10 protein-coding genes are annotated in these 14637 nt (G+C 63.8%); 7 read left to right on the forward strand and 3 right to left on the reverse strand.

From position 1 onward, the window contains the following. Window positions 1–6 precede the first annotated feature (6 nt). Entirely contained in the window at window positions 7–711 is a 705-nt protein-coding gene (locus tag ACFRFH_RS00320; protein ID WP_382461044.1) for a DUF4190 domain-containing protein, read from the forward strand. 55 nt (window positions 712–766) lie between these two features. Here the strand turns inward: ACFRFH_RS00320 and ACFRFH_RS00325 are convergent, their stop codons facing one another. Continuing rightward, complete coding sequence (locus ACFRFH_RS00325) at window positions 767–3307, reverse strand: polynucleotide kinase-phosphatase (RefSeq protein WP_382461045.1); 2541 nt, start codon at window positions 3305–3307, stop codon at window positions 767–769. After that, window positions 3304–4716 (reverse strand): 3' terminal RNA ribose 2'-O-methyltransferase Hen1, encoded by a 1413-nt coding sequence (locus ACFRFH_RS00330; protein WP_382461046.1) that lies wholly within the window; start codon window positions 4714–4716, stop codon window positions 3304–3306. Before ACFRFH_RS00330 ends, ACFRFH_RS00325 begins: the two co-directional genes overlap by 4 nt. A 425-nt stretch (window positions 4717–5141) precedes the next feature. Between ACFRFH_RS00330 and ACFRFH_RS00335 the strand changes: the two genes are divergently transcribed. From ACFRFH_RS00335 to ACFRFH_RS00360, 6 genes are all read left to right on the forward strand, one after another. Next, window positions 5142–6539: a DNA cytosine methyltransferase gene (locus ACFRFH_RS00335; RefSeq protein ID WP_382461047.1), complete on the forward strand. Its 1398-nt coding sequence runs from the start codon at window positions 5142–5144 to the stop codon at window positions 6537–6539. Beyond that, a complete protein-coding gene (locus ACFRFH_RS00340) occupies window positions 6536–8140 on the forward strand; it encodes an ATP-binding protein (RefSeq protein ID WP_382461048.1) in 1605 nt (534 codons plus the stop codon). Before ACFRFH_RS00335 ends, ACFRFH_RS00340 begins: the two co-directional genes overlap by 4 nt. Next, a complete protein-coding gene (locus tag ACFRFH_RS00345) occupies window positions 8137–10251 on the forward strand; it encodes a Z1 domain-containing protein (RefSeq protein WP_382461049.1) in 2115 nt (704 codons plus the stop codon). The genes ACFRFH_RS00340 and ACFRFH_RS00345 overlap by 4 nt, the downstream gene beginning before the upstream one ends. Continuing rightward, window positions 10248–11252 (forward strand): PD-(D/E)XK motif protein, encoded by a 1005-nt coding sequence (locus tag ACFRFH_RS00350; RefSeq protein ID WP_382461050.1) that lies wholly within the window; start codon window positions 10248–10250, stop codon window positions 11250–11252. Before ACFRFH_RS00345 ends, ACFRFH_RS00350 begins: the two co-directional genes overlap by 4 nt. Before the next feature lie 147 nt (window positions 11253–11399). After that, window positions 11400–11720, forward strand: a complete 321-nt coding sequence (locus ACFRFH_RS00355) for a nucleotide pyrophosphohydrolase (protein WP_382461051.1) — start codon at window positions 11400–11402, stop codon at window positions 11718–11720. Continuing rightward, complete coding sequence (locus ACFRFH_RS00360; protein ID WP_382461052.1) at window positions 11707–13440, forward strand: DNA/RNA helicase domain-containing protein; 1734 nt, start codon at window positions 11707–11709, stop codon at window positions 13438–13440. Before ACFRFH_RS00355 ends, ACFRFH_RS00360 begins: the two co-directional genes overlap by 14 nt. A gap of 166 nt (window positions 13441–13606) precedes the next feature. On the opposite strand, the gene ACFRFH_RS00365 is transcribed toward ACFRFH_RS00360, so the two are convergent. Continuing rightward, on the reverse strand, window positions 13607–14527 hold the full coding sequence (locus ACFRFH_RS00365) for an Ltp family lipoprotein (RefSeq protein ID WP_382461053.1): 921 nt from the start codon (window positions 14525–14527) through the stop codon (window positions 13607–13609). Window positions 14528–14637 lie beyond the last annotated feature (110 nt).

Consider the following 14637-nt stretch of genomic DNA (forward strand, 5'->3'; position numbering starts at 1 on the left):
GAACCGATGTCCACCGTGCCCCCTCCGCCGCCGGCGCCGCAACCCGCGCCGACCTTCCCGCCGCCCATCGCCGGACCCCTCCCCTACGCGCCGCCGCGGTATGAGGTGGAGCCGCCGGTGAGTCCGCTGGCGCTGGTCGCGTTCATCGGGTCGTTCTTCGTCGGGCTGGTCGGTGTCATCTGCGGCCACATCGCCCTGTCGCAGCTGAAGAAGACGGGCCAACGAGGTTACGGGTTCGCACTTGCCGGTGTGATCATCGGCTACGCCACCACGGTTTTCGGCCTCCTGATGATCGCCCTCGTCGCCGCTTCCGTGATCTTCAGCGTCACCGCAGCCCAGCACGCGATCGCCCGCACGGCTCCGACTGCCCAGCCCGCTCCTGTCTCGCAGGCCGACATCACCGCCGTCACCACCGCGTCGGCGGCGCTTTCGACCTCCATCGACTCGATCGCGGCGACCATGGTCGCCTCGCCGGTGTCGGCACGGGACGCGCTGATGTCGGCCGAGGAGACGTTCAAATCCAGCACCGCCACCGTCAGCGACCAGACCCTGCAAGACGATCTGCACTACGTGAACGAGGATCTGACGTACCTCAGCGCCGACCTCTCCGACTACACGCCCGGGGATGCGGGCACCACCGAGAGCCAGCTGGGGACGGACATCTCCACGCTCAAGAGCGACGTGGCGACCCTGAAGGCCGACTGCCACTGAGCGACCGGAGGATCTTCGGATCACCCATCGGCAGTCTCCCTTCGCGCCGCACCACTCACAACCGCGGGTCGACAGGCTCCGACTCCATCGCGAGGACCGCGAACACGGCCTCGTGCACCCGCCACAACGGCTCGCGCCCGACGAACCGGTGGAGGGACTCGAGACCGAGCGCGTACTCCCGCAGGGCCATCAAGCGCTTGTGGCCGACGTTGCGTTCACGCAGCCGGTCCAGGCTCGATGGCTCGGTGTAGTCCGGTCCGTAGATGATGCGGAGGTATTCGCGGCCGCGCACCTTGATGCCGGGCTGCGCCAGGCCGCGCTCGTTGCGCACGAGGCCCGCCGCGGGCTTCACGACCATCCCCTCCCCTCCGGCCCCGGTGAGCCCCGTCCACCACTCGACAGCGCCCTCCACCGACACCGGGTCGTCAAGGTCGATCTCGCGTCGCCGGGTCTCGCGGAACAGCACCGGGTCGGCCGCGACCAGGCGGTCGGCCAACGCGAGGTGCCAGGCGTGCTCCCGTTCGGCGTGGACGCCGCTCTCGGCGGCCAGCACCTGGAAGGGCGCGAGCTGGACTCCCTCGATACCGTCGGTCCGCTGCACGTAGCGGCGGTAGGCGTCGATGTACCGGCCCGCGTCGCCCTCGCGCTGGCGCGTCCGGTCCAGGATGGCCGCGACGTCGAGCCCTCGATCCGCCGCGCGTTCCAGCGTCGCCACCGCGGCGGGCAGCGCGGACGCTGCCGCAGCGCCCACCGCGGCGTACTGCTCGCGGATGAGCGCGCCGGCCTTCAGCGACCACGGCAGGATCTCCCCGTCCAGCAGCAGCCAGTCGGTGTCCAGCTCCTCCCAGAGCCCCGCCCGGGAGACCGCCTCGTGCACGCGGGACAGGAACGCGTCCTCGTCGGCCGCCGACGGGAAGAACCGGCGCCCCGTGCGGGTGTGGACGATGCCGCGCCACCCGTCCGGCGCCCCGAACCGGGCCCCGTCGCGCGTCACCAGCGTGACGGCGCGTGAGCCCATGTGCTTCTCTTCGGCGATGAGGTGGGTCACACCGCTCTTCCGGTAGGCCACGAACGCCTCGTCGGGGTGCTCCAGCATCCCGTCGCGGGAGGACGGCCCCGGCGGCGACATCGTCGGCGGCAGGTAGAGCAGCCAGCGCGGGTCCACCGCCCACCGGCTCATCGTCTCCAGCGCCCCGAGCGCGAACTCCGGGCGCAGCCGGATCTTCCCCGACGTGCGCGTCTCGACGATCGGCGTCTCCAGCACATCCTCGATCCGGAGGACGTCGTCCGCGCGCTCGGCGGACGTGTCGACGGCGAGCGCGAACGGGCGGGCGGCCTCGCTCCAGACCTGCTCGGCCGGCACGGCGACGAGCTCGCGTTCCGGGTAGCGCAAAGCGGTCAGGGAACCGCCGAACACGCAGCCGGTGTCGAGGCACATCGTGTTGTTGACCCATTCGGCGCGCGGCACCGGCGTGTGACCGTAGAGGACGGTGGCCGCCCCGCGGTAGTCGCGCGCCCAATCGAGGCGCACGGGGAGGCCGTACTCGTCCTTCTCCCCCGTGACGTCGCCGTACAGCGCGAACGCCCGGACGCGGCCCGACGCCCTCCCGTGGAACTGCTCGGGAAGGCCGGCGTGCGAGACGACCAGCCGGCCGTCGTCGAGCACCAGGTGCGAGACGAGTTCGCGGCAGAACGCCTGGACCTCGTCCCGGAATTCCGGCGTCTCCTCCGCCAGCTGGGCGAGGGAGGCCTCCAGCCCGTTCGCCACGGTCACCTTGTCGCCGTGCAGCGCCCGCGCGAGCTTGTCCTCGTGGTTGCCGGGGACCGCGATCGCGTGCCCGGCGGCGACCATCCCCATCGCCAGGCGGAGCACGCCCGGCGTGTCGGGTCCGCGGTCCACAAGGTCGCCGAGGAAGAGCGCGCGGCGGCCCTCCGGGTGCACCGCGTCGACCGGTCGGCCCTGGCCGTCGCGCGCCAGCTCGTAGCCCAGCCGGCCCAGCAACGTCTCGAGCTCGGAACGGCAGCCGTGCACGTCGCCGATCACGTCGAACGGTCCGTGGTCGTCGGCGCGGTCGTTGAGCAGGCGGGTGCGGACGATCGTCGCCGCGTCGATCTCCGCCTGCTCGCGGAGGACGTGCACCGTCCGGAACCCCTCGCGGCGCAGACTCGAAAGCCCGCTGCGGAGCTGCTTCGACTGGCGGCGGATGACCTCCGCGCCGAAACCGCGGTCGTCCCGGGCCTCCGTGCGCTCGACGGCGACGCGCTCCGGGACGTCGAGCACGATCGCGACCGGCAGCACGTCGTGCTCCTTCGCCAGTGCGACCATGCTCTTGCGCGCGGTGGCCTGGACGTTCGTCGCGTCGATCACGGTGAGCAGGCCGGCGCGCAGCCGCTTGCCCGCCACGAACCGCAGCGCGTCGAAGGCGTCGCCCGTCGCGCTCTGGCTGTTCTCGTCGTTGGAGACCAGCCCGCGGAAGGCGTCGCTGGACAGCGTCTCCCACGCGCCGAACTTCTCGCGCGCGAACGTCGACTTGCCGGACCCGCTGACCCCGACGAGCACGACGAGGCTGGTGGCGGGGATGCGCAGCTCGGTCATGCGGCCGCCTCCTTCCGGAACAAGGCCAGCTGCGTCGGCGGCCCGAGCACGGCATCCGGCTCTCCGACCGGCCGGAACTCCACCCGGTAGCCGTAACGATCGGCGACCGCGCCGGCCCACGCCGCCAGCTCCGCCCTCGTCCACTCGAATCGGTGGTCGGGATGCCGGAACGCCCCGGCCGCGAGCGTCGGGTACAGCGCGTTGTATTCGGCATTCGGCGTCGTGAGAACCACCGCCGCCGGCGCCGCCAGCCCGAACACCGAACGCGAGAGGGCGTCGAGACGCTCAGGCTCGACGTGCTCGACGACCTCCATCAGCACGATGGCGTCGAGTCCCGCGATCCGGTCGTCCTGGTACGTGACGGAGGACGGATGCAGCTGGATGCGCTCCCGCTGGGCATCGCTGCGCTCGGCGAGGTCGAGCCGCCGCGCCGCCGTCTCCAGGGCCGCAGGCGAGACGTCGGTGCCGACGATCCGGGTGAACCGCGGGTCGACAGCCAGCCGGGAGAGCAGCGCCCCGGGCCCGCAACCGACATCCGCGACGGTCCGCGCACCGACATCGTCGAGCGCGGCCAGCACCGCGTCGGCGCGCAGCCGGTTGAGCGGGCGGTTCGCCTCCTCGCGCCCGCTGTCGCCTTCGCTGTCGGTCGCCGCGTCCGCCGGCTCCGACCCCTGGTCGAGCTCGCCCAGCCGCGCCGTCGCCGCGGCCACGTACTCGCGCTGGTGGACGAGGTACCGCTTCGAGATCAGGTCCCGCTCCGGATGCTGCGCCAGCCACCCTTCGCCGGCACGCAGCAGCTTGTCGACCTCGGCGTCCGCCACCCAGTAGTGCTTGGCGTCGTCGAGCACCGGGAGCAGCACGTAGAGCTGCCGGAGCACCTCGCCGAGCAGCGCTGTACCGCGGAGGACGATCGTCGCGTACGGCGACGGCCCCCACTCGGGAAACTCACCATCGAGCAGCGACGCTGATTGGTCAACGGACAGGCCGAGCGGGCCGAAAAGCCGCGCGGGAAGGTCGTCGCCGCCGCGCAACGGCACCGCGTGCAGCCCGACCTCCAACTCGAGCGGGGAGGCGGCAAGCTCCGGCCGCGCGTCGCAGCGTCCGGTCATCGCCGTGCGGAACACCGCCCCGAGCGCGACGGCGAGCATCGATCCGGACGCGTACGGGCGATCGTTGACGTAATGCCCGAGCGTCCCCGCATCACCCCGGAACCGCTTGCTGCGAACAAGCTCGATCGGGTCGACCTCCAGCATCACCGCGGCCGTGCAACGCTCCTCATCGAGCTCCGGATAGAAGACGTGCGCCCGCCCGACCGGCAGCTCGAACTCATGCACGCGGTCAGGATGCTTGTGCAGCAAGAACCCGAGGTCGCCCGGCTCAAGGCCGCGGTAGGTGACGGTCAGCAGCACGCGGCGTCCTCCCCCTGATCGACTGTCGGCGATGTGCCGGGACGCTCGCGGCGCCGTTAGGGGTCAGTGTATGGGCTCGCGGGTTGTCGGGCGGGGAGGTGACGGGGCGGGCGGCGGGGGCATCGGCGAGCCTCGATCGGGTTTCGATGTGCGGAGCCCTTCGCGAGCCAAAGCGTTCCGAAGCCATCGACAACATTCTCTGAACCTGCGGTTCCAAAGGTGTTGTCGGGCAATGCGCATATCGCGGTCTTCCACCGCGCGGACAATCTCGCTGACCTTCCTGGTCGCCAGCAAAGTTGCAAATTCGCTCTCTCGTTTGAAACTTGCCCACGCAATTGTTCTGTAAGTGCCGCTTCCGGCGACACCCCACCATTGGTGCCAGCGCGTCTCCAAGAATGACGGTGGTATTCCGCCATGATAAGAGGGTGTTGCAGAACGTCGATGAGTTGGTCGCCCCCGTGGCTGAGCCTGAAATCCCCGCTGGACCATTCACATTCGTGGACCTGTTTGCTGGTCTTGGCGGTTTTCATGTCGCGCTAGAGCGGCTGGGCGGGACGGCAGTATTCGCTGCCGAGTGGGAACCTCAACTCAACTCGCTCTACCATTCCAACTTCGGCATCCGACCCGCGGGTGACATCGCCGCGGTTCCCGCACACTCCGTGCCGGATCACGACGTGCTCACTGCAGGGTTCCCTTGTCAACCGTTCTCGAAAGCCGGCGAGCAGCTTGGTTTCGAACACACTCTGCAAGGACAACTATTCTTCAAAGTCGCCGAAATTATCGCGGCGAAGCTTCCCGCGTACTTCATCCTGGAGAACGTTCCCAACCTGCTTCGTCACAAGGGTGGTGAGACCTTCAAGGTCATACTCGGCACACTTCGCGAACTGGGATACGACGTGGATGCCCATCGATACTCCCCACACGATTTTGGCGTGCCTCAAATACGGGATCGGGTCTACATCATCGGTTCAAAGGCGGGGCTTCACAAGTTCAATTGGCCTACTCCTCCACGTTCGCACACCGACATTCGCTCGATCCTCGATAGCAACCCCGTGGACGCGCGCCCGCTCTCTTCCGGGTCAATTCGGGCCCTCGAGATCTGGGATGACTTCCTACGCTCTGCACCATCGACCCTGAAGCTCCCCTCGTTTCCCATATGGGCGATGGAATTCGGCGCGACTTACCCGTATTCGGAGGAGACACCGTCCGCCCTGCTTGAGGAACTGGGTTCCGCTGGAATGGACGAGTACCTGGGCTCCTTCGGCGAATCTCTCGGCGGCCTCTCGAAAGAAGCGCAATTGGCCGCACTTCCGAGCCACGCGCGTCGGAAGCAGTTCAAGTTTCCCAAGTGGAAAATCGACTTCATTCGAAGCAACCGAGAGTTTTACGCAGCTAATCGAATCTGGATTGATCCGTGGCTCGAGCGATCGCGACTTGACTCGATGCCTTCGAGCCTTCAAAAGTTCGAGTGGAACGCTCAAGGCGAGGCTCGGTCCATCTGGAATTTCGTGATTCAGATTCGTGCGTCCGGCGTGCGAGTCAAACGGCCGACCACAGCGCCAAGCTTGATCGCGATGACTGACACACAGGTGCCCATCATTGGTTGGGAGCGCCGCTACATGACCCCTCGCGAGTGCGCCCGCTTACAAAGCCTCGACTCGATCAAGCTTCCCGAGAGGCGAGGGGGCGCTTATAAGGCACTCGGAAATGCGGTCAACGCGACCGTCGTGCGAAACATCGCGGGGCCACTCCTTTCGCCGATGCTTCGGCGCAGAGCATTCACGCTCCATTCCTCTGAGAGCCAGACAAGGTTGGCTAGTTGAGCGACTACGCGGGCTCGGTCGACATCACGCCAGGAGTGTCTATCCTTGGCGTGCTCAGCCACCTCAACTACGAGCCCTGGTACGCGCTTGCGGAATACGTGGACAATGCCATCCAAAGTGCTCACGACGAGGCCGAAGCCATTGGGTCGGTGGAACCCGATTATCATTTAGCCGTCAGCATCGACATAGACACTGACGGCCCTGGGCGAATCTCCATCGAGGACAACGCTGGCGGCATTCGAAGGCAAGATTTCGCGCGCGCGTTCAGAGCAGCTGACGTACCTCCCGACCGTAGCGGACTCTCCGAGTTCGGGATGGGCATGAAGAGCGCATCGATCTGGTTCGCGCGGCGATGGTCAGTCGAGACCACAAGTGTCGGGGACACCAACGTTTACACGGTCGCGTTCGACATGACGGCTGTCTTAGAGGGCCAAACTTCAGAGTTGATGGTTACAACGGAGCCGGTGAGTGCCGCTGCGCATTTCACGCGGATTACGCTTTGGGACCTCAATCAAGTGCCCAGAGGGCGGACTCTGGGGAAGATCCGCGACCACATGCGGGACATTTATCGCAATTTCCTGCGGACTGGCGACTTACGACTCGTCGTCTCAGGTGAACGGATGTCATACACGGAACCAGCGATTCTGCTAGCCACCGACGCCCGCGCGGAAGACGGCAAGATCAACGGAGAGCCCGCGGAGGTCGTCCTGTGGAAGAAGGACGTCTCGATCACACTGCCGGACGGTGTCAGGGTCATGGGCTTCGCCGCCCTCAGAGAGGAAGGCTCGACCCGAGAAGCCGGGTTCGCCTTATTTCGACGTGGACGTGTAATTCTCGGTTCTGGAGACGTTCCGTACCGCCCGGCAGCTATTTATGGGCGCGGCAATTCGTACCGCTCGCAGAGACTCTTCGGAGAACTGCAGGTCGAGGGACTCCCCGTAAGCCACACCAAGGACGGTTTCCAATGGGGTGATCACGAGGAAGAACTCCTTGAACTGCTGCGACAGCAGCTAGACAGCGAGCCGTTGCCCCTCCTCAAGCAAGCAGAGAACTACCGGTCCCGTGCAGTAACTCGTCAACAGGCCAAGCTGATAGTGGACGCCACCGAAAGCACTGCTCGTTCTGTCGCGCGCAGCCTCCCGACTGTTCTCGCAGCCGTGACAAGTGAAGACGACGTCACGGGAGCCGCCACTGAGAGCGATGCAAATTCAGAGGGCGACGTCCTTTATGACGAGGAAGTTGAGTCGTCTGCCGCTGTCGAGCGCTTCGTTGAATTTGAGTTGAACGGCCAGAACTGGGAAGTCACTGTCCGATCAGTCCAAGACTCGCAATCACATCGGTGGCTCACCCGACACATCGAGAAAGACGGCGGCGGTCCAATTCGCATCGAGCTCGCGCTGAACGCTAGGCACCCCTTCATCCAACAGTTCGCCTTAGGTGACCGTGATTCCTTCGAAGCGGTTCTGAGGATCGCCGTTGCCTTGGTCGTTTCCGAGAGCCTTACCCGAGATGCCGGCCTCGAGTTTGCTGGCACGATGATGCGCAACGTGGACACTGTACTGTCGCGAGCGCTTTCGACGAGAATTGGGAGCGCAATATGACGGAGCAAACCATCCGAGCCATTGGTGAGACCTCGGAGCGCGATGGCATCGTCATAGGCAATGCCTTTACGGGTTTCCTAGAGCGTGTCGCACCCGAGGCTTCCCGTGCATCCTTACACTCTGACGCCACCACGATTCTGAAAGAAGCGGGCGTCACAATCGGGTCGCCGAGCGCCAGAACCGGCCTCGTCGTCGGCCGGGTTCAATCGGGCAAGACCCTCTCGTACGAGAGCGTGATTGCCCTCGCGCGTGACAGCGGATTTGCTCTCGTAGTCGTCGTCTCTGGCATATCGAATCCTCTGCTGAACCAGGGCGTGCGTCGCTTGAAGCAAGATTTGACCGAGGCGGACGAGAACGGTTGGAGTTTTCTGGTCAACCCTTCTGTTGAGCCACAAGACGAGTCGACGCTTCGTTCGATCTGCGACAACTGGGGAGATCCAACGACACCACCCCAATTGTTGAAAACAGCTGTCTGCCTACTGCTAAAGAACTGGAGCCGCATCGAGGCTTTTCAGGACTTGTGCTCACGAATGGACTGGTCACGACATCGGGTTTTGATCATTGACGACGAGGCCGACCAAGCCAGCCTAAATGTCTCGTTTCGACGAAACCGCGAATCCACGACATATCGCCAGATCCTTGAACTGCGAAACCTGTTTCCGAACCATGCGTATCTGCAATACACGGCCACGCCTCAAGCTCCACTGCTGCTCGCAATCACGGACACTCTCGCTCCGGATTTCGTGCGGGTGCTTGAGCCAGGGACTGACTACGTCGGCGGGCCGGACTACTTCGGGCATCCGTCTGAAATCGTTCATGTGATCGGGGATAACGACCTGATCCTAGCGGGCGACCCGAACGGGCCGCCTCCTCGGAGCCTTGTTGCAGCGCTGCGAGAATTTACGCTAGGTGCGGCCCATGTAGTGGCGAGCGGGCAACTCCAAACCCGTTCAATGCTCGTTCATCCTTCACGGCTCACAACTCCGCACGCGACTTTTGTGCGATGGATCCGAGCGATTGTCCAGCATTGGAAGGACACCATCGAGGACGGGGAAGAGTCAGACTGCGGGGCTCTACAATCGGAGTTTCATCGCTCTTGGCAGTCCCTTGCCGCCACGGACGGATCAATCAGCGGCTTTGAAGCGTGCTGGTTGAACGTGCGGTTCGTGCTGCGAAATCTCCAACTCATCGAGATGAATTCGCGCGACAGTTCTACTCCTGTGATCGAGTGGGACACATCCAAGGCCTACGTGCTTGTGGGCGGCCAAGCACTTGACCGCGGATTCACCCTTGACGGTCTCTCCGTCACTTACATGCCTCGCGATCCCGGTGGATGGACAGCCGATACTATTCAGCAGCGCGCCCGCTTTTTCGGCTACAAACGAAAGTACTTCGGACAGTGTCGCGTCTACCTCGAGCCGGATCTTCGTGACGCTTTCGAGATGTACGTCGAACACGAGAGATACATGCTGAACAGCTTGAGGGCTATTCAGAGTGGGACTACCTCTTTGAAGGAATGGGAGAGGCAGTTCTATCTTGATCCGTCGATGCGGGCTACGCGGCAGTCAGTTACTTCGCTGCCGACCGTTGCTGTGGCCGTAAATGATCGTTGGATATACGATCCACGGGTTCCGACTGGGCCGGACGACTCAGAGACGACCGAACTAGAGTTGTCTGCGGCACTTGCCGGACTCGGCAGCTCGGTCGACGAGTACGGACATACTCACACTCTGGTGCCACTGCCTCGACTCCTCGAGATTGTCGAAATTGTGCCGCAGATCGAGCCAGTGCCGATCGAACTCCGAGCGCTGAAGTTGCATTTAGCGCGACTCGCGGACGAACAACCTGCCGAGGTTGTTCGATTGATTCGGATGCGGCCGGGTCTCGATAGCGTTCGTACTGTGAGAGCTGGTTCGCGCATCGAGCCGTTCCAGGGCCGATCAGCGACTTACCCAGGAGACCGAGCTCTGTTTGATCCTGCGCGGCTCACCGTTCAGGTTCATCGCTTCCGGATTCGAGAGAGCACGGACCAACCTCCCTCCACCGGGATGGTAACGACATCATTCTGGACGCCCGTCGAACTCGCGGGCGGCTGGTTACTCGAAGAATGAACGAGCAAATCCCAGGGCAGGTCGAGATCCTCGACGCATTCAAAATGCTGCAGGATCGCGCACTAAACGACGCTGTTCCCGTCGACGGATATGTAGTTATTCCTCTCAGCCGCGCACGGGACGACCTGTACTTAGGGTGGTCTTCGGCCGACGAGCTTGCCCTTATCGTTGTAACAGAGCCCAGCGCAATACTCCCGCCGCCAGTGCGCTTGGCTGCGCTGTCCGCCGACTTCGGCACATTCTCGTTACTAAGCGAGAACGGACAAGAACGGTCGCTAAGAGTTTCGTCCCTGCGCTGTTCAAGCTCTGAAAACAGTGTTGCTGACATCTTTGCGACTGTCTGCAGTTCTTTAGCAAAATCTCTTGCGATCCGGCCGAGGGAACACGAACTGTCTTTTCAGATCGCGCGCTGGGCTGGCCTATTTTGGCGTTTGGCGCAACGAGTCGACACTGACGTCGTAGGCCTCGCCGGCGAACTTGTTGTCATGTGCAAGGCGACGCGACCCGACGAGTGGTTGGGTGCCTGGCATGCGGATCCAGACGACACCCTAGATTTTGTCTTCACTCGCGGTTCGGTCGAGGTGAAGACCACACGCGGGTCAACCCGCCAGCACCCAGTGTCGTTGGAACAAGTTAGCAAACCCGGCACTGTTGAGCGATACTTCGCCTCTGTGCAAGTGGACATCGCAGAGTCTGGTGAACCCATCGGCGATGTCGTTCGAGAATTGTCCGATCGGATTGGCACCGATCACGCGCGGCTGAAGCTCTGGAACGTGCTGGCGAAGAGCTGCGGAGCAGGATTGGATGAGGTGCTGCACCGCCGATTTGATATCGCCCAGGCGCTCGCAAGTGTGCGCTTCTATGGGGCGAAAGACATCCCTCGCCCTCGCATAGACGAACCGCTACCCAATGGCGTCACAAGGGTGAAGTTCACTTCAGATTTCGCCCTCGCACACGAGATCGGATTGCAACAGGTAGAACTGGCACTCGGCGTCGGCTGAAATGGCCGATGGGCCGCCGTTTCATGAGTGCAGTATTTCCGTATATTCAACTGGTACGCACTTTGTCGACCGAGCGCGACTGCGGCCTACTTTCGGGGCCCACTGACCGCGCCCGCCAATAGCGCGGAGCCTTGCTAGCGTGTCCCTGTGACGAACGAGTCTGTACTGGAAGCGCTGCGCGCCTTTGTGGCGGAACGGGATTGGGCTCAGTTCCACTCCCCCGAGAACCTCGCGAAGAGCGTGTCCATTGAGGCTGGTGAACTTCTGGAGTGCTTCCAGTGGAGGGCCGACGGTGACCCTGAGCGCGTGCGTGAGGAACTCGCCGACGTCCTCACCTATTGCTTGCTGCTCGCAGACACGCTCGGAGAGGATCCCGACCGCATCGTCCTCGACAAACTCGCCAGAACCCAAGCCAAGTACCCGGTGGATAAGTCGCGCGGCCGGAGCACCAAGTATGACCGGCTTTGACATAGTCCCCTTCGACCGTTCGGGCAGCGCTCTCGACGAAGTCGTGGACCCGCGTCTCAAGAACTGGCCGGTGGTCTATGTCATGGACGGGCCTCAGCAGGTTTATGTGGGTGAAACGCTCAGCCTGGTCTCTCGGATGCGACAGCATGGCGGCGACCGCCGCAAGGATGCGCTCACTTCCGTTCGCGTCGTCATGCACGACGAGTTCAACAAGTCGGCTTGCCTCGACCTTGAGTCGTACCTCATCCGGATGTTCGCGGGTGATGGTCGGTACGAAGTGGCCAACGCCCTCCCCGGTGTTCGCGATGCGGCGTACTACGATCGCGAGCGTTACCAGGCATACTTCGACCAGATCTTTGGCGAGCTCCGCGAGCGTGGACTTTTCGAGCGCAGCGTGCCTGAGATCATCAACAGTGACCTCTTCAAATTCTCGCCGTTCAAAGCGCTCTCGGTCGACCAGGCCGTCACTGTCGAGAGTGTCCTCGAAGCGCTCTTCGAAGACATCCGGATCGGGTCATCCGAGCCGGTCGTCGTCCAGGGCGACCCCGGCACGGGCAAGACGGTCGTCGCGGTCTACCTGATCAAGCTCCTACGGGACATCGCTACCGCATCCTGGCAAGATGACCCCGACGTGGAGACGGTGTTCGCCGAGTTCTTCGTCCCGGGGAACGCTGAATTGCTGAGCGATTTCCGGATCGGGCTCATCGTCCCTCAGCAATCGCTCCGCGCCACCCTGCAGAAGGTCTTTGCGCGCACGCCGGGCCTCAAGCATGTGTCGGTTCTCACACCGTTCGAAGTGGGAAGGTCGAGCGACCACTTCGACCTCCTTGTCGTCGACGAAACGCACCGGCTGAACCATCGCGCCAACCAACCAGCCGGCCCATTGAACGCCGCCTTCGGCACTATCAACGAAGCTTTGTTCGGAGTGGACGACGACGAACGCACACAGCTCGATTGGGTGCGTGCCAGAAGCACTCATCAGATCCTTCTCGTCGACCCCGCTCAAAGCGTGCGTCCGGCCGACCTACCCTCAGCTCTTGTCCGCGGCATCGTCGAGAGCGCGAAGTCCGCGAAACGCTACTTCCCGCTGCGGTCCCAGCTGCGCGTGCAGGCCGGTAACGACTACACCCCGTATGTGCGCAGTGTCCTTCGCCGCGAGGGCATGACGGCGAGGGTCTTTCCCGGATACGACTTGCGGTTCTTCGACGACCTCGGGGCGATGCGTCAGGAGATCGAACGCCGAGATGCGGAGACGGGCCTCGCCCGCCTGGTGGCCGGCTACGCCTGGAAGTGGGTGAGCAAGAAGGATCGCGACGCGTACGACATAGAGCTCGACGGTATCCGCTTGCGCTGGAACGGCACGCAGACCGACTGGGTTTCATCGCCCAGGTCGCTGTCGGAGGTTGGTTCAATCCACACCATCCAGGGGTACGACCTCAACTACGCCGGGGTAATCATCGGGCCTGACCTTCGCTTTGACTCGGCTGAGCGTCGCCTCTGGTTCGATCGCTCCAACTACTTCGACACGAAGGGCATGGAGAACAACAGGCGTCGCGGTATCGAATACACCGACGCCGACATCCTCGAGTATGTGACGAACATCTATGGGGTCCTTCTCACGCGCGGCATACGAGGTACGTATGTCTATGTGTGCGATCCCGAGTTGCGGCAATACCTCCGGCCCTACTTCTCTGGTACGGTCCGAGGCGAGACGACCTGACCCGACTCGAACGTTCGAACGCGGGGAGCAGGGCTCTGTTCCCGACTGGATCTCGAGAACGCGATGGCCCCGTACATTCCAGGGCGAAGGAATATCTGCCCTAATCGTGACCACCGCTCGCGGCGCTGCCCTCGTCTAAGTCAGGCGACATCCACCGACGCTCGAGTTACTTCAAGCCCACCTGGTCGGCACCGTACTCAGCCTGCGCCTCGGTGAACTGGTTTCCTGCGGTGCTAGTCAGCTGATCGATGAGAGCCTGGCGGGAGAAACCCATACCCGAGTCCATGTAGCCCTTCGCTGCTTTGGCCGCTTGCGCATTCCAGTCCGCGCCGGCGTTACCGACGGCGTACGCCGCCTGGTCCGCTGTGAACTGGTTCCCAGCGCTCGATGTGAGTTGCGCGGTGAGCGAGGCCTGCGAGAACCCCACCCCGGCGGTCAAGTAGCCCTGCGCCGCTTCCAGCGCCTGGGCGTTCCAGTCCGCTCCGGAGTTGTCGACCGCCCACTGAGCATCGGCTTGCGCAAATCCGTTTCCGGCGCTCGATGTCAGCTGGGCAGCAAGCGAGGCCTGCGAGAAGCCCATGCCTGAGGCGAGGTATCCCTGGGCCGCTGCGAGCGCCTGCAGTTGGGCGACGGTTCCGGTCGGAGCCGCCGGCTGCGTGGCGGAAGCCTGAGCCGTCGGGGTGGTCGCGGAGGCAGACGGAGACGTGGATGGGCTCGGGGACGAGATGTCCGTCGAAAGGGCAGCCGGCGCCGGCGCTACTTTGGCAGGGCCGCCATACACACTCGAGAAGATGATGCCGAGGACGAGCGCAACCGCGCCGAGGATTACGCCCGTCAGCGCGCGTCGCCCCTGCTTGCGGCTCAGTCCGATTCCCGCGAGAACCAAGGCGACGACGGCGAGGAAGATTGCGAAGCCGCCCGTACCCGGGATGAAGGCGAAGAGGATGCCAAGAATTCCGAGCACCAGAGCCCAGGTCGCCAGGGTGGCCTTGCGCTTCTTGTCCGGCTTGGCCTCACCGTCGGGCGCGCCTGGCGTCACCGTCGATGCAGTGTTGGTTGGCTCGCTAGGGGGCGTGGCATCGGTCATCGATCAAACTCCTGGGCTGGGGCATCCCGCTTGCGGACGGGGTGGAATGTACTGTTCACGCTAGTGGTCGACTCACTGGACTCGGCGTCAAATGACGTGGTCCTTGCGCC

It is taken from the genome of Leifsonia sp. NPDC056824 (genome assembly GCF_042789575.1).
Classification (GTDB): domain Bacteria; phylum Actinomycetota; class Actinomycetes; order Actinomycetales; family Microbacteriaceae; genus Leifsonia.